The organism is Chitinophaga sp. CF418, assembly GCF_900142925.1.
Taxonomy (GTDB): domain Bacteria; phylum Bacteroidota; class Bacteroidia; order Chitinophagales; family Chitinophagaceae; genus Chitinophaga.
In genome coordinates, this window is the sequence record NZ_FRCN01000002.1 from 95227 (window position 1) to 112171 (window position 16945).

At 46.4% G+C, this 16945-nt stretch carries 11 protein-coding genes; 6 read left to right on the top strand and 5 right to left on the bottom strand.

Going from position 1 to position 16945, the window contains the following annotated elements:
• Nucleotides 1-503: 503 nt before the first annotated feature.
• Nucleotides 504-3701 (top strand): S41 family peptidase, encoded by a 3198-nt coding sequence (locus tag F3I09_RS04925; protein ID WP_149693940.1) that lies wholly within the window; start codon nucleotides 504-506, stop codon nucleotides 3699-3701.
• 250 nt (nucleotides 3702-3951) lie between these two features.
• On the opposite strand, the gene carB is transcribed toward F3I09_RS04925, so the two are convergent.
• Nucleotides 3952-6771 (bottom strand): carbamoyl-phosphate synthase large subunit, encoded by a 2820-nt coding sequence (carB, locus tag F3I09_RS04930; protein ID WP_149693941.1) that lies wholly within the window; start codon nucleotides 6769-6771, stop codon nucleotides 3952-3954.
• A gap of 506 nt (nucleotides 6772-7277) precedes the next feature.
• Here carB and F3I09_RS04935 point away from each other — a divergent pair.
• Nucleotides 7278-8351 carry a hypothetical protein gene (locus F3I09_RS04935; RefSeq protein WP_149693942.1) on the top strand — a complete coding sequence of 358 codons (1074 nt, stop codon included), beginning with the start codon at nucleotides 7278-7280 and terminating at the stop codon, nucleotides 8349-8351.
• Between the two features lie 130 nt (nucleotides 8352-8481).
• Here the strand turns inward: F3I09_RS04935 and F3I09_RS04940 are convergent, their stop codons facing one another.
• The gene (locus tag F3I09_RS04940; RefSeq protein ID WP_149693943.1) at nucleotides 8482-9633 is read right to left on the bottom strand and encodes an MFS transporter; all 1152 of its coding nucleotides are present in this window, start codon (nucleotides 9631-9633) and stop codon (nucleotides 8482-8484) included.
• 39 nt (nucleotides 9634-9672) lie between these two features.
• Nucleotides 9673-10419 (bottom strand): DeoR/GlpR family DNA-binding transcription regulator, encoded by a 747-nt coding sequence (locus F3I09_RS04945; protein ID WP_149693944.1) that lies wholly within the window; start codon nucleotides 10417-10419, stop codon nucleotides 9673-9675.
• 94 nt (nucleotides 10420-10513) lie between these two features.
• Here F3I09_RS04945 and F3I09_RS04950 point away from each other — a divergent pair, with 94 nt between their 5' ends.
• The gene (locus F3I09_RS04950) at nucleotides 10514-11035 is read left to right on the top strand and encodes a 5'(3')-deoxyribonucleotidase (protein ID WP_149693945.1); all 522 of its coding nucleotides are present in this window, start codon (nucleotides 10514-10516) and stop codon (nucleotides 11033-11035) included.
• Between the two features lies 1 nt (nucleotide 11036).
• Here the strand turns inward: F3I09_RS04950 and F3I09_RS04955 are convergent, their stop codons facing one another.
• On the bottom strand, nucleotides 11037-11525 hold the full coding sequence (locus F3I09_RS04955; RefSeq protein ID WP_149693946.1) for a hypothetical protein: 489 nt from the start codon (nucleotides 11523-11525) through the stop codon (nucleotides 11037-11039).
• Between the two features lie 131 nt (nucleotides 11526-11656).
• A complete protein-coding gene (locus F3I09_RS04960) occupies nucleotides 11657-12280 on the bottom strand; it encodes a helix-turn-helix transcriptional regulator (RefSeq protein ID WP_149693947.1) in 624 nt (207 codons plus the stop codon).
• 394 nt (nucleotides 12281-12674) lie between these two features.
• Between F3I09_RS04960 and F3I09_RS04965 the strand changes: the two genes are divergently transcribed.
• The 3 genes from F3I09_RS04965 to F3I09_RS04975 all read left to right on the top strand — a co-directional run bounded on the left by F3I09_RS04965 (nucleotide 12675) and on the right by F3I09_RS04975 (nucleotide 16874).
• On the top strand, nucleotides 12675-12971 hold the full coding sequence (locus F3I09_RS04965) for a hypothetical protein (RefSeq protein WP_149693948.1): 297 nt from the start codon (nucleotides 12675-12677) through the stop codon (nucleotides 12969-12971).
• 208 nt (nucleotides 12972-13179) lie between these two features.
• On the top strand, nucleotides 13180-15093 hold the full coding sequence (acs, locus tag F3I09_RS04970; RefSeq protein ID WP_149693949.1) for an acetate--CoA ligase: 1914 nt from the start codon (nucleotides 13180-13182) through the stop codon (nucleotides 15091-15093).
• Nucleotides 15094-15254: 161 nt separating this feature from the next.
• Nucleotides 15255-16874: a RagB/SusD family nutrient uptake outer membrane protein gene (locus F3I09_RS04975; protein ID WP_149693950.1), complete on the top strand. Its 1620-nt coding sequence runs from the start codon at nucleotides 15255-15257 to the stop codon at nucleotides 16872-16874.
• Nucleotides 16875-16945 lie beyond the last annotated feature (71 nt).

Genomic DNA, 16945 nt, shown 5'->3' on the forward strand with positions numbered 1-16945 from the left:
GTCTGACTTCGCTCCAACTATACTTCGACGTCCTACCTATCGGCTCTCTAGTCCTGCATTACAATAGCTTTTGTATAGCGTTGGCTATAGAACAGTGCCTGTAATGCTATAGTAGAGCGCCTATAGGATATAGACTCCACCGGATATACACCGAATACATCCCCTCCGGGAGACATTTTGGTGGGCGATCAACATGTTCCCCGGGGATAAATCCCCGGGCTACAAACACGGGGCTCCTGACGGAGCTTATTGCGTTATGTTGAATGCGTTGTTGCCCCCGGGGCTGCACCGCGCGCTACATACACGGAGCCTCCTAAAGGAGCCTATTGCGTTTTGTTAAATACATCATTTAGATGGGGATATTAATTTTTCCTTCAAGGTTCACACAGCCTAACAGAAAACAGATATTGCTCTGCAACTGCCTCCGCGCTATTTGCCATCCCTTATTCCCGGGGAAAAAGTATAAATTAGTACATACACATCAACTGCTTAACACCAACAAAATGCGTAGAAAACCTATTACCCTGCTTATGTTGACAGGTATTGCCTGTCTCACGGCGAGGGCACAGTCAGCAGAGACCCAGTTACTGCGTTCCCCATCTATCAGCCAACATCAGATCGCTTTCAACTATGCCGGCGACATATGGACAACAGATGAAAACGGGCAGCACCCTCAGCGTATTACTGTCAATCCCGATGTAGAACTGGATCCTATGATATCGCCTGATGGCAAATGGATCGCCTTCAGCGGCAACTATGAAGGCAACCTTGACATCTATGTCGTGTCTGCAAATGGCGGCATTCCCCGTCGTATTACATACCATCCCGATGCTGATATCATACGTGGATGGCATGGTAATGATAAGATCCTTTTCGCATCCACACGTCAGTCAATCTCGCCCCGCTTTCAGCAACTGTATGAAATAAGCTTAGATGGAGGCATGCCGGTAAAGCTGAAAATGCCGGAAGCACACCAGGGCAACATCTCACCTGACGGACTATATACCGCCTATATTAAACTTCCCGATCCAACGGAAAGAGGTGGTACTTATCATCCGTTTAAGCACTACAGGGGCGGTAATATGCCACGGGTCTGGATATTTAATAACCAGACAAATGCCGTAACGGAGATCCCTGACGCAGGCTCCAATAATGTTCATCCTGTATGGCTAGGCAATGATGTATACTTTTTGAGTGACCGTAACGGCACCATGAACGTCTTCCGATATTCCCTATCTGCCCGGACGGTTACACAGGTAACGAACCACAAAGACTTTGACGTAAAGACACTTTTCTCTGACGGCAAAACACTTGTATATGAACAAGAGGGCCGCATTAACAAATGGGATGCTGCATCAGGCAAGAGCACTGCACTCAGTATCAGCCTGCAGGCAGATCTGCCTTATAAACGCCCTCACTATGTCAATGCGTCTCTCAATACACTCGGCAGCATCAGCCTCTCTCCTACTGGTGTGAGGGCTGTGGTACAGTTCAGAGGCGATGTATTGACCTTGCCTCTTGACAAAGGCGATGTACGCAATCTTACCGCTACCACCGACATTCATGAACGTACCCCGGCATGGTCTGCAGATGGTAAATCCATAGCCTATTTCTCTGATGCCAGTGGCGAATACGCGCTGCATATCCGCGATCAGAAAGGCGAGAAACCTGCTGTTATTATACCATTGGAACCTGGCTTTTATTATAACCCTGTCTGGTCGCCGGATAGCAAAAAGATCGTGTTCAGGGATAAACGTCTGCGCCTGCAATACGTAGATCTTGACAGCAAGAAGATCAGCCAGATAGATGAAGACACTTACGATCGTCCTGACCAGAACTTCAACCCTAACTGGAGCCCTGACTCCCGCTGGATCACATATAACAAAAGGCTTCCTAACAACCTGCAGGCAGTCTTCCTGTATAACCTTGCAGACAAAAAGAGCTCTCAACTCACTGATGGCCGCAGCGAGGCGAATGAGCCGGTATTCAGCAAAGACGGTAAATACCTGTTCTTCTATGCGAGCACCAACTATGCGCAGAATACTGGCTGGCTGGATATGACCTCTTTTGAGCGTAATACCCTTAGCAGCATTTATGCCGTAGTACTGGCCAACAATGTTCCTTCACCGCTTGCACCTGAGAGTGACGATGAACAGGAGAAAAAAGAGGCAGGTGCTAAAGATACCTCCAAACAAACACGCATAGACCTGGAGAATATTGACCAGCGCATAGTGGCGCTTCCCCTGCCGGCGCAAAGCTATAGACAACTGAATGGCCTGGTGAATGGCAAGTTGTTATACCAGTCAGATAATACCCTTTATAGTTACGATATCGCGAAACGCAAAAGTGATGTGCTCCTGAATGGGATTAATGGCTATGCCGTGAGCCAGAATGGAGAGAAACTATTGTATGTCACCTCTACGGCAGCCGGTATTGTGGGTACCGCCAGCAAATCAAATGTGGGTGAAGGCACGCTGAACATAGCCAACATCCGTACCCTGGTGGATCCTGCGGCAGAATGGAAGCAGATGTTTGATGAACTATGGCGCATAGAGCGCGACTTCTTTTATGTAGACAATATGCATGGCGCTGACTGGAAAGCTGTGAAAAAGAAATACGAACGTTTTCTGCCTTATGTGGGCCACAGGGACGACCTCAACTACCTCTTCAACGAAATGATGAGTGAACTGGTTGTAGGTCATAGCTACGTTAGCCAGGGAGATTTTCCTAAACCGATCACTGAATCTGTAGGCCTGCTCGGCGCCGATTACAGCATTGAAAATGGTCGTTTCCGCTTTGCGAAGATCTATTCCGGATTGAACTGGAATCCACAGTTCCAGTCGCCGCTTACAAAGCCAGGCATCAATGTTAAAGAAGGAGATTATCTACTGGCCGTGAATGGTGTTCCCCTGGATGCAAAGACCAATCTTTACAGCCTGTTCCAGGCCACCGCCGGCAAGCAGGTACGCATACTGGTGAATCAGCGGCCGGATACAAGCGGCGCAAAGGAATATATCGTGGTGCCTGTCACCAATGAGGTAATGCTGCGCCATATGAACTGGGTGGAGGATAACCGTAAAAAGGTGGACCAGCTCAGTAATGGTAAACTGGCATATGTCTACATGCCTAATACCGGCGGCGATGGTTATAACTATTTCAACCGTTACTACTTCTCCCAATTGGACAAGAAAGGCGTGATTATAGACGAACGTTTTAATGGCGGTGGATCGGCGGCAGACTATGTAATAGACCTGCTGAACCGTGACCTGCTGAACTATTGGGGTACCCGTGAAGGCCAACCGATGACCACTCCGGGCAACGCCATATTCGGCCCGAAAGCCATGATCATAAATAGCTATGCAGGTTCCGGTGGTGACCTGATGCCATTCATGTTCCACGAAAAGAAGCTGGGGCCACTGGTAGGTACCACTACTATGGGTATCCTGGTTGGTATCTACAATTATCCGCAGCTAATGGATGGTGGTTTTGTGACGGCGCCACGACTAGGCATCTTCAGTAAAGACGGCAAATGGATTATTGAAAATAAAGGCGTAGCGCCCGATGTTCAGGTGGAAATGACCCCGGCTGATGTTATTGCAGGTAAGGATCCACAGCTGGAGAAAACAGTGGAATTACTGATGAAGGAAATCAAAGATGCTCCTGCGGTGAAGAAGCCAAACGGGCCCGTAAGGGCGGAATAGGCAACTGTAGCCTATCGTTGAACCAAACATCGGAAGTGATGTTATTTTAACAAAGGAGACATCAAGTGAACATTCCCCGGGGAGACACCCGCTCTTCCCCTGTATTATAGAGGGCTTTAGGGTGCTTTTGATATGGATTTGAGGTGGACTTGAGCTGGACTTAATACAAACAGGAGCAAGTTAAGATTATATGAGAAGAGGGCGAACCAGGTACCTGGTCCGCCCTCTTTAGTATGATAAATGGTTACCCTTATTTGTTACTCAAATACATGCTCTTCTCTTTATACAGGGTCCTGAAGTAAGGGTCCCTGAGATCTTTGATGAAACGGATAGCTTCACCGGTAGATTTCATTTCAGGGCCGAGTTCTTTATTTACACCCGGGAACTTGTTAAAGGAGAACACTGGTTCTTTGATGGCAAAACCGTTCAGTTTCTTTTCTATCTTGAAATCTGTCAGTTTCTTCACACCCAGCATTATTTTGGTAGCAATGTTCAGGTAAGGTACCTGGTATGCTTTTGCAATGAACGGCGTAGTACGGGAAGCACGTGGATTAGCCTCGATCACATATACCTGTCCGCCTTTAACAGCAAACTGGATATTGATCAGACCACGGATATCAAGTGCACGGGCGATCTTCTCTGCGTAGTATTCCATGGTGGTTACTTCCAGTGGGCTCAGGTTGAACGCTGGTAATACCGCGTTACTATCACCACTGTGGATACCGGCAGGTTCGATATGCTCCATTACTCCCATTACGTGGAAGTTCTCTCCGTCAAAGATACCGTCGATCTCTGCCTCCTGGCAACGATCCAGGAAGTGGTCGATCAGGATCTTATTACCCGGCAGGTGTCTCAGCAGGCTGAGTACAGATGCTTCCAGTTCTTCTTCGTTGATCACGATACGCATACGCTGACCACCCAGTACATAAGAAGGACGCACCAGCACAGGGTAACCTACTTCTTTGGCTACTTCTATTGCATCGTCAGTAGTATATGCTGTACCATAGTTCGGATAAGGTATTTTCAGTTCTTTCAGCAGGTCGGAGAAACGGCCACGGTCTTCCGCGATATCCATGTTGTCGAAAGAGGTACCAATGATCTTAACACCTTTTTCTTCCAGGCGTTTAGCCAGCTTCAGGGCTGTCTGTCCGCCCAGCTGAACGATCACCCCTTCTGGTTTTTCCAGCTCGATGATCTCCCAGAGGTGTTCCCAGAATACCGGTTCGAAGTACAGCTTGTTGGCCATATCGAAGTCGGTTGATACTGTTTCAGGGTTACAGTTCACCATGATAGCGTCGAATCCTGCTTCCTGGATCGCTTGTAAGCCGTGCGTACAGCAGTAGTCGAACTCAATACCCTGACCAATACGGTTAGGACCGGAGCCCAGTACTATTATTTTCTTCTTATCTGAAGGTTTGCTTTCATTTACAGTATCAAAGGCAGAATAGAAGTATGGCGTGATAGCCTCAAACTCAGCGCTGCAGGTATCTACCATTTTATAGGTACGGGAGATGCCGAGTGCTTTACGTTTCTGATATACTTCGTCTTCTTCGCAGTTACCGAACAGGTGTACCAGCTGCATGTCGGAGAAGCCCATTTTCTTGGCGTCGCTCAGCAGTTCTTTTGGTACAGTATCCAGATCATGTTCCTTCAGCTGCTTTTCCATGTTCACGATATCGTTGATCTGGTTGAGGAACCACTTATCGATATAGGTCATCTGGTGGATGTGTTTCACAGAAACACCTTCCATCAGGGCGTCCTTGATACGGAAGATACGGTCCCAGGTAGGCGTCTTCAGTCTTTCCAGCAGCTGCTCACTCTTCATGGCAGATTTCCCGTAGTAACCGAGGCCCAGTGCATCGTTTTCCAGGCTCTGGCAGGCTTTCTGCAAAGCTTCAGGGAAAGTACGGCCGATAGCCATTACCTCACCTACAGACTTCATCTGAAGCCCCAGGGTCTGGTCAGCACCTTTAAATTTATCGAAGTTCCAGCGTGGCATTTTTACGATCACGTAGTCCAGCGCAGGTTCAAAGAAAGCGGAAGTAGTTTGGGTGATCTGGTTTTCCAGTTCATCCAGTGTATAACCGATAGCCAGTTTCGCAGCGATCTTAGCGATAGGGTAACCGGTGGCTTTGGATGCCAGTGCGGAAGAGCGGCTTACACGAGGGTTGATCTCGATAGCGATCAGTTCTTCGTTTTCCGGGTTCAAGGAGAACTGTACGTTACAACCGCCGGCGAAGTTACCGAGGTCACGCATCATCATCATGGCCTTGTTACGCATGTCCTGGAAAGCAGTATCGCTCAGGGTCATGGCAGGCGCCACAGTGATGGAGTCACCGGTATGGATACCCATTGGGTCCAGGTTCTCTACAGTACAGATGATCACCACGTTGTCCTTGCTGTCACGCAGCAGTTCAAGTTCGAACTCTTTCCATCCCAGTACTGCTTTTTCTACCAGTACCTCATGGATGGGGGATGCCTGCAAACCGCGTTGCAGTGCTTCGTCCAGTTCATCTTTACTATGTACGAAACCACCTCCGGTACCACCCAGGGTAAAGGATGGACGGATTACCAGGGGGAATCCTATTTCCTGCGCAAACTCTTTTCCTTCCAGGAAGGAGTTGGCAGTTCTGGCCGGCGCAACCGGTACTCCCAGTTGAATCATCCACTGACGGAACTGTTCGCGGTCTTCAGCCTTGTCGATGGCCTTGATGTCCACACCGATGAGGCGAACATTATATTTCTGCCATATTCCCAGCTCATCCACTTCTTTACAAAGGTTCAGCGCTGTCTGTCCACCCATGGTAGGCAGTACGGCATCAATCTGCTGTTCTTCCAGTATCTGTTCTATACTTTCTACCGTTAACGGCAACAGGTATACCTTATCGGCCATCATAGGGTCAGTCATGATAGTAGCCGGATTGGAATTGATCAACACTACCCTGATACCTTCCTCACGCAGCGAACGGGCTGCCTGGGAGCCGGAATAGTCAAATTCACAAGCCTGGCCAATAATAATAGGACCAGAACCAATAATAAGAACAGATTTGATAGAAGAATCTTTCGGCATTTGCGTATTCTATTGAAAAATTTAAAACCTAACTGATTTTAATACCATTCACCAGACAAAAAAATCGTGCAAAATTAAGGGTTTCAAAGTTTAAAGTTGCAATTAAATTTAACGCCTTCTGATTGCCAGACCTGCAAATCCTTTACTGACAAGCCCTTAGCCTGATGAATAATATTAATACACATATTTTCCCGCCACTTCCCATGTTTCTGTAGTGAGACCTCCCACATATCCGGAAAAACACATATATTTATAGCGAAACTGTTATTGCGCTTTTTCCACCCGGTATGAAAAAACTTAATTCCTTAGCACCGTAGCGAATCCCGGAGAAGGATATAGCCGTATATTAATATGATTTAATGATCATATTATACTTATGAAGTAAATGGGGTGGCAATACTTTAGAGACTAAAAGAAACTTGTAAACGAACGATGAGCATTAGATCGCAGTATTTTTAAATAACAGTAATTATATATCTGATCTTTAATTCAAACCCTGATACCTGATGAAAAAAATTCTATTTTTCGGAATACTGGCATGCAGTCTTGCATTTAACGCCTGTAAAAAAAGCTCGGACGACCAGGGCGGCGACACTGAGCAACCGACAAAAATCGACACTGTTTATCTGAACGACAGAGTTGCGCTGGCCTCCAAAGTAAAAGTTGCTTTTGGTATCTCCACCCCAGGAAGCATCCCTGCGGCGACAACCGCCAGCGGTACTCCTGTTCTGGTTGAAAACAAAAATATTGTAGACGCCATTAGCGGCCGTTACATAGTTATTAAGCCTACCTTCAGCTATTATGAGTCAACGATCAAGGGCTATTATGTGTCCATCGTTGGAAGCAGTGTGCATTTTGAAGTGGATTATTCTACCAACCGTGGCTTTTACAGGCAGGCGCCCCAGGTGCAGAACTCCCTGTTCCGTGAGGGTGACTACGTAGACTCTTCCATTATCGTCAAACTACCCAAATACATAATAGGCGACACACTATCCCTTTCCTACGCCGCTTACGATTCATTGGGCCATGTCAGCAACAAGGTATTGGCGCATGTACGTATTCACAGCCAGAATGGTATTGCAGACTATCAGGATTTTGTGGGCAGCTGGAAAGTGAATAGAAAAACTGATGCAAATGGCGTATGGCAGAACTATTATATTCCGGATACATCCCGTACCAATTTTGCCTGTGTGAATGGCAAGGTGCAATACTGTCTGAATAATCAGCAGAGCTGTTTTGAGGGCATTGCGGCTATAACAGCGGTTACGAAATATGACCTGATGTTTACAGACCAGAATGAATACAGTGAATTGTTCTCCGCTACCCTCTCCCGTGTAGTCATGGATAATTCTACGTGTGATAAACTGAACTATGGCACACAAATAGTGAGCAAACTGGAAAAAGGCGGATGGTCATTCAATCCGGAAACAAAGATCATGACCATAGTGGTAGACAACAATGGTATTGAGTACAATAACTTTTATTCCTACCAGGTGAAGATACTGGAAATGACGCCTCAGCTGGTTACTTTAGTAAGGCTCGATAACACCTCTTATACGGTGGAAATTGTTAAAAAATAATCATCTCTTTATTTCACAATATCAGAGGGGGCTAATCACTGCGATCAGCCCCCTCTATTTTTCTCCCCCTGGTTGCACCGGGGGCTACAAACATGCGACCTTTCCCAAAGTTTTCACTTTGATACTAAACTTACGCTTTTACTTTCTTGCTCATTACCGCTATAAACATCCCCATCAGGGCAATAATTGTAAACGAAATACGCAGACTGGTAGCCTGTGCAACAAATCCGATCAACGGAGGACCAGCCAGGAAGCCCAGGTAACCGATAGTGGATACAGCTGCCAGGGCCATACCGGGAGATGACGGCTTACTACGGCCTGCCGCACTATATACCAGCGGTACCACAGAAGATACACCAGCTCCTACCAGCAGGAAGCCAAATATAGCCGTGCTGAAGTATGGCAACGTTACAGCTATCAGCAATCCGCCTGCTGTCAGCGCCCCACTCAGCTGCAACATCCGTTTAGTACCGAAACGTACGGTCAGCCAGTCGGCCACAAAGCGGAAAGCGGCCATCGTACTCATAAATGCGGTATAACCCAGACCGGCAGTTCTCTCCGAAGCGCCTACCACTTTTTTGAAATATACCCCGCTCCAGTCGAACATCGTCCCTTCACAGATCATAGAACAAAAAGCGATGATCCCCAGCGTCAGCAGCACCTTATCGGGCCAGGCGAGCAGAGGGGTCTTTTCTGTTCCGGCTGGCGCATCGTGTGTCACTGCATATCTGATAGCAACACCTACAATGGCGATACCCAGCACCATGATGAGCAGGAAGTGCTGGTAAGGCACTATTGCCAGCGCGGCCATACCTGAACCGATGGATGCACCGGCAAATCCTCCCAGGCTCCAAAGTCCGTGAAAGGAGGCCATTATAGAGCGGCCATACATCGCCTCCACAAGCACTGCCTGTGTATTTACAGCAATATTGGCCAGGTTGCCACAAAAGCCGAACAATACCAGGCAACCGAATAACTGCCAGCTTGCTTCGGTTAAGCCCAGCGTAGGCAATACCCCTGCATATAATAAACCGGCTATCATCAGTACCTGACGACTACCATACTTACTTACCATTACACCCGCCACCGGCATGGATAACATAGAGCCGATGGGGAGCGCCAATAACATACTACCCAGTGCACCTTCGGAAAGGTGCAGCTTTTCCTGGATAGCCGGAATCCTGGAGGCCCAGCTCGAAAAGCATAGTCCAGTCAGAAAAAACAAGGCGCTTACGGCAATGCGTGTCGTTCTTTTTTGCGAATGACTGATTGTCAATTCCATATTGTTGATACTTTGAAATTCTAAAAGTTGGCTGTTTTGTCAGATAACATTTATTCCCAGCTGGCGATAAGGCGCCGCCAGGGCTAAACCGGCTTCGTCGGTTATGATGGTATCCATTGCTGTTATATTACATACCTTATAGGGCTCCGCAGTCCCCATCTTATCACTGGTCACCAGGGCGATCACCTTATTGGCCGACTGTACCATTACGTTCTTCACCGCCGCTTCGTCCATATCCGGCCCTGTTACCCCTACTTCGGTGTGCAGGCTGCATACTCCCATAAAACAGATATCAGCCCGCAGCTTTTCCAGCATCCTGATAGTATCCAGCCCGGAAGTGACCTGAGAGCTTTTGAAGATCCTTCCACCGGTGAGTATCACATCTACTCCCGGGTGCTCCATTAATTGCATAGCGATGGGAACACTAGGTGTTACAACGGTGAGCTGAAGATCAGGAGGGAACAGTTTTACCAGGGCATAGGTGGAAGTTCCTCCGTCCATAATAATGGTCTGCCCATTATGCAGAAAGGATAATGCTTTGTTAGCAATAGCCCTCTTATCGTCCTCATGGAGCAGGATGCGTTCATTAAAAGCGAAAGGATTGGGAGAATGCGGAATAGCGCCTCCCCTGACCTTGATAAGCAGACCGTTCTGGGCCAGTACTTCCAGGTCGCGCCGCACGGTATCTTCAGATACCTGCAGATCATTACTCAGCTCTGTGTGCAATACCTTATGGTCTGTCTGCAACTTCTTGAGTATATAATCAAACCGCTCTTCTTTCAGCATAATCTTGCAATTTCCTGCAAAAATATGAAACATTCTGCAATAACATGCTATGTATTTTCAGTAAAATGGGTAACTTTGCAAAAAACAGCAGAATATGGCAAGAATTGCAATAGACATGGATGGCGTTATGGCAGATACTACCCAGCAATATATTAACTGGTATGCCGAACGCTATGGCGTGCAGGTAGATAAAGCAGCATTATACGGACACCCGGAAACGTCCGGATTTCCCCATGGTAAGGAAGTGATACGCGGGTTCTTATATGAGCCGGGGTTCTTCAGGAACAAACCTGTCATTAAAGACAGCCAGGAAGTGATCAAAGCATTATATGATAAACATGAAGTGTTCATCGTATCTGCCGCAATGGAGTTCCCCAATTCATTACCCGAGAAGCTGGAATGGCTGGCAGAGTTCTATCCGTTTATAAGCTGGCAGAATATTGTATTCTGTGGATCCAAAACAATTGTGCAGGCAGACTATATGATAGACGACCATGTAAAGAATCTGCAGCCCTTTAAAGGAGAAGCGCTGATGTTCACTGCTCCGCATAATATCAATGTAACTGGTTTTAAAAGGGTCAACAGCTGGGAGGAAGTTGGCAGCCTGTTATTATAATTTACAGGTCAATCTTAGCCCTGTTGTTCACGCTATTGTAGGCATAACCTTCAGGGTCGGTAGCCAGTCCTTTCCATACGGGCAGGTACAACAACTCATAGGCCCGGTGCTCAAATGCTTCAGCATCCGCAATACGTTCGGAGGTATAATCGCACCATGACAAACTTCCCCCGGGCCACTTTTTATTCAGCTCCTCCAGGATAGCCTCCATAAATGCGGGCCACCACATGTCAAGGGAAAGAGCGACCTCCCGTATCATCAGGTGTACGGCGGAGGGCATAAAAGTATAGTCTTCCACTTTTATCAGTGCATGCTGCTGGTCATTATTCAACCTGGCGGCCAGGATATCAGCATACCGCTTCTCTGTAAATACCGGGTCTGCAACACCGCATACAGGCATTACCAGATACCACACAGGAGGATCAAATGCATTGGGCAGATAGTTCATCAAAGCTGGTTTGATAATACCATTATCATTATAGTACTTCACGTAAAACTATAATAATTTCATTACACCATAAAAACCTGGGAATCCCTTTCTGAACACTGAGAATTGAAAATGAAAAGAATATGGTTATTGCGTGTGTATAGTGTCTTTCAAACAGATATGCCTTTTCCTGACTACCCTTTTTTTGAACGGGCCTGCTTACGTAACTGTAAAATATCTTTTTTAGCGGTCTCAAGCCCTTCTTTCAGGGAGGAGTAACTTTTCAATAGCTGGTTATGCTCTTCCAGCAGTTTGTAATATTTCTCCCGGAGTGCGAGCATTTCGTCGTTCTCCGCCTGCCGCGAGTCCTCCATTGAACCAGGATGCAGAAAAGCGTTGGTCGTCATCTCCAGGGCCCTGACCACCCTATCCAGCTCCTCAGCCCCGAAAACTTCCTTTTCAAAAAGGTTATACATCGTCCGCCGGCTCATACCAAGGCGTTTCGCCAGTCTTGTTTTATTCAGGCCCCGCTCTCCGATGAGTTCCATCAGCCGGTCTCCGTGATGCACTACTGTGCTCTCGCCTCCTTTTTCACCATTGGAAGAAGGAACGCTGTTCCATTCATAAAATTCTTCGGGGGTAATGTTGATAATCTCACAAAATTTTTCGAGTGTGCTCCGCTTCATATCACTTTTACGCAAATGATAATGCGCAATCTGGTTGGTGAAGCCTGCCATGTCGGCAAAGTCGACTATCTTAATCTTCTTCTGCTTTAATATTTGTTTAAGGCGTTGGCCCATGTGGATTAACCTGGACATTATGCTATATTTTACTAACAGTGGATTGCATTGGTGTGCAATTCATACAATATAATAATAATTTCCATTTCATTATCACAATTGGAAATTCATATAGACAATATAGTTATCTCCTTAATATTGCCAGTTCGCTATCATTTTCAGACAACAATTCCGTTTACGATCCTCTCCGGATAAAAATGTTTACAATATTTTTCACGATACAAAAAACAATGTATATAAATACATATAAAACAACTATTTATAAACGTGATAATATTTTTAAAATATAGTTGTGCAATTTTTCTCAGGATAAGAGGTTTATAAATATATTTGCTTATATCGCAATAATAATTAGTACAGTGATGAAAAACTCTCAATTAATCGTTAACACATTTAATCAAAATCAATCAAAATGAAAAAAACAATGCCTTCGACGACACATCCCATCAATTTATTACAGGATGTGCATTCAAGGATGATCAATCTGCCAATCTACTTTCGTGAGCGCGTATGTGAAGAATGCGCCTGGAGCATTCCAACATTCTATCGTAAGATGCGTAGCGCACTGAAGCCCGGTAGCGACAAAGAAAGGATTACTCCTAATCTTAGCAACGCGGAAAAAGAAAAGATCATGGCGATTCTTGACGAGGTGTACGAGAGCTTCTGGCAGTACTGTGAGAAATACAGGAAAAAACCAACCAGAAAGTAATTAAGTCTCCGACATTCATGCCTATGACCTTCTTTAGAGTTTCCTAACCCCGCCTCCTGCCCCATAGCAGAAAACCCCTTACCAAGCCTCTTCTTACACTTTTTGCACATATAGAGGATTGTTATTGACTATTGGCCATTTTTACTAAATTTAAGCTGCAGATTCATAACACGTTACTTATAATGACCAACAAAAACTGATTGCAGCTATGGCGTATCCGTACCAGATAAAGAGCTTAGAAGAATATCAAGAGAATTACAAGCAAAGCGTAATGGACCCGGAAGGCTTCTGGGCGAATGTAGCTGATCACTTTTATTGGCGGCGCAAATGGGACAAGGTGCTCGAATGGAACTTTAAAGACCCCGATGTAAAATGGTTTACCGGCGGTAAACTGAATATTACAGAAAACTGCCTCGACCGTCACCTTGGTACCCTGGGTAACAGACCTGCAATTATCTGGGAACCCAATGACCCCGAAGAACGCCATCGTGTCATCACCTACCGCGATCTCTATAACAAGGTATGCCAATTCGCTAATGTGCTGAAGAACAACGGTGTTAAAAAAGGAGACCGTATCTGCATTTATATGGGTATGATACCCGAACTGGCAATTGCCGTACTGGCCTGCGCCCGTATAGGTGCTATCCACTCGGTAGTATTCGGCGGTTTCAGCGCCCAGTCTATTGCCGACAGGATCCAGGATGCTCAGGCCAGCCTCGTTATCACCTGCGACGGTGCCTTCCGCGGCAATAAAGACATTCCGTTGAAGTCAGTTATTGACGACGCGCTCATGGGCTGCCCTTCCGTTAAAAAAGTAATTGTATGCACCCGCACACGTACGCCTGTCAGCATGATAAAAGGCCGTGACCTCTGGTGGGAAGACGAGATCAAACAGGTGGAAACCATGGGTAATCCTCCTTGTTCTGCTGAAGAAATGGACGCAGAAGACATGCTGTTCATCCTTTACACGTCCGGTTCTACCGGCAAACCTAAAGGCGTTGTACATACCTGTGGCGGTTACATGGTGTATGCCAACTATACCTTTGTCAATACTTTCCAGTACCAGCCGGGCGAGGTTTACTTCTGTACAGCAGACGTAGGCTGGATCACCGGTCATAGCTACATCATATACGGCCCTCTCAGCGCCGGCGCTACCACGCTGATGTTTGAAGGGGTGCCTACCTATCCCGATGCCGGCCGTTTATGGTCTATCGTTGATAAATACCGTGTTAATATCCTGTATACTGCCCCTACTGCTATACGCAGCCTGATGGGTTATGGTCTGGGTCCGGTAAATCATAAAGATCTGAGCTCCCTGAAGAAACTTGGAAGTGTGGGTGAACCCATTAACGAAGAGGCATGGCATTGGTTCAAAGACCATATTGGCAAAGGACGCTGTCCGATCGTTGATACCTGGTGGCAAACTGAAACCGGTGGTATTATGATCACACCAATCGCCGGTGTTACCAAAGAAAAACCTGGTTACGCTACGCTGCCCCTGCCAGGTATACAACCTATTCTCGTTGACGAGAACGGAAAAGAAGTGACTGGCAATAACGTGAATGGCAACCTCTGTATCAAATTCCCATGGCCAGGCATGTTACGTACCACCTATGGAGATCATGAACGTTGCCGTACCACCTACTTTGCCACTTACGAGAACCTCTATTTCACCGGAGATGGCTGCCTTCGTGACGAGGATGGCTACTACCGTATCACCGGCCGTGTAGACGATGTACTCAACGTAAGCGGACACCGTATCGGTACCGCTGAAGTGGAAAACGCTATTAATATGCACGCCGGAGTAGTGGAAAGTGCTGTTGTAGGTTACCCGCACGATATCAAGGGCCAGGGTATCTATGCTTATGTCATTACAGAAAGACAGACGCACGATCCTGAACTCACCAAGAAAGATATTCTTCAGACAGTATCCCGTATCATCGGCCCGATTGCCAAACCAGATAAGATCCAGTTTGTAAGCGGCCTGCCGAAAACACGTTCCGGCAAGATCATGCGCCGCATCCTGCGTAAAATAGCGGAAGGAGAACTGGACAACCTGGGAGATACTTCCACCCTACTCGATCCAGTAGTGGTAGATGAAATCAAGAAAGGAAGACTTTAAGAGAAAATAACATTCATATTACAAAAAGGGCTGACGTGTTCAGCCCTTTTTTTGTATCTTTGCGTACCCGAATTAAGAAAAACCTATACCTAAAATATATAACAGGACAATTCTCACAAAAACCTCTTGAATTAACGTTTCCCATTACCAACAAGATCTCTATGAAGAAATTATTATTCCTTGCCTTGTCATGCAGTCTGTGGGCATGCAAAGATGACGAAGTAGCACCAGAAGTTAAGCCGCAACAACCAACAGCAACTGTTACTGTATGGGACGCCACCCAATGGAGTCCTGAGCAACCTAAAGGGACACTTGCAGATGGCGCAACTGTAGAATTATTTACATCGCGGCAGGACTACCTGAGCAAGAAACCCGCGTATACTGCTACTACCAACAGTAGTGGTGTAGCTTCCTTCAAGGATATTCCCGAAGGTGTGTATTTTATGGTGGCCACCAAAGGTGGTAAGACCAATACCTGGCGTGACGCCCAGGGCATGACCAGAGTTTCTGATACACTGTTCCAGACAGAGGCAGAGATCAAGGATCCAACGCAACCTGTACAAGACAATGTACTCCCGGGCGATTTCAAATGCAGAGATCTGAACGGCGATTTCGTCATCAACAACAACGATGTAGCAGAAGCCCCGTTCTTCACGATCACTGTCAGGAAAGACTCCGTGAATACAGCCAGAGCCCTGATCGGAACCACTATTAATCACGCGTATACAACGCTTGCTGCAGTAGAAGAAGCATTCTCGACCGAATATCTAAAGATCAGCGCTGCCCACCAACAGGTGGTCATGCTGGACGGTGTGCTCAGTGATGATGCAGATTGCCAGATCACCAACCTGCCCTCCGGCTGGTGTGAACTGGACCAGTTTAAATATACAGCGGCCAACAGCATTGTTGAAAATGTCTGGAAGACCCATTATGCCAGCATTTTCCAGTTAAACAGAATGTTAGCCAGCCTGAATGGAATACAGGGAGATAAAGCTGCTCTTATTGCTCAACTCAAGGCTTTCCGCGCATATTTATATCTTGAACTGCAAACTTATTTCGGAACATTACCGATGACAGAGCAACTGCTGATGCCCACAGCCATTTCTGCCGGTAGCATATACCTGACAAGGTACAATATCAAAAAAGACCTGACCGCTGCGATACCAGCACTGCCGGATGCTGCCCCTGGAACCAAACCATGGTACATAACCTCTTCTGCTGCCAATATGCTGATGGCAAGGGTCGCACTGTTCGAAATAAATGGTGATACTGCTATCAGCTATACAGATAAAGTCATTGCAACCAAGAGGTATGCACTGGCCGATTCTGCGAAGGTCTTCACCGCTCCTGCAAGCAATGAGATCATTTGGGATATTACAGCCAATATGAATTCTCCTTTTAAGGATTACTTTGTTCGCGGAGGACTGACGGTCAATTTCTGCCCGGCTATCCGTTATACCGAAACCTATCTGATCAAAGCAATGGGCAAGATCCTAAAAGAAGACCTTCCTGGTGCGAATGAGGCGATCAACATTGTGCGCACAAGAGGTAAAAAACCTGCTATCACATTAACAAATCTTGACGATGCAAGGCTGGAATTAGAGACCTTGTATAAAGAAGAATTGTATAGAGAAGGATTCCGCTTCGCTCGTCTGGTTCTTTACAATAAAGCCCAGACAGTACTGGGCAGCAAAGGATATCAGGCAAAAAATGCGCTACTGCCTATACCTCAGTCAGTGCTTAGCGCTTATCCAAATCTTTTTCAGAACGTAGGGTATTAAAACTTGCTGATAGTCAACAGCAGCCGTTATCTTTACGATAATACAATCTGTTAAAAAGCGGGTGGATCATT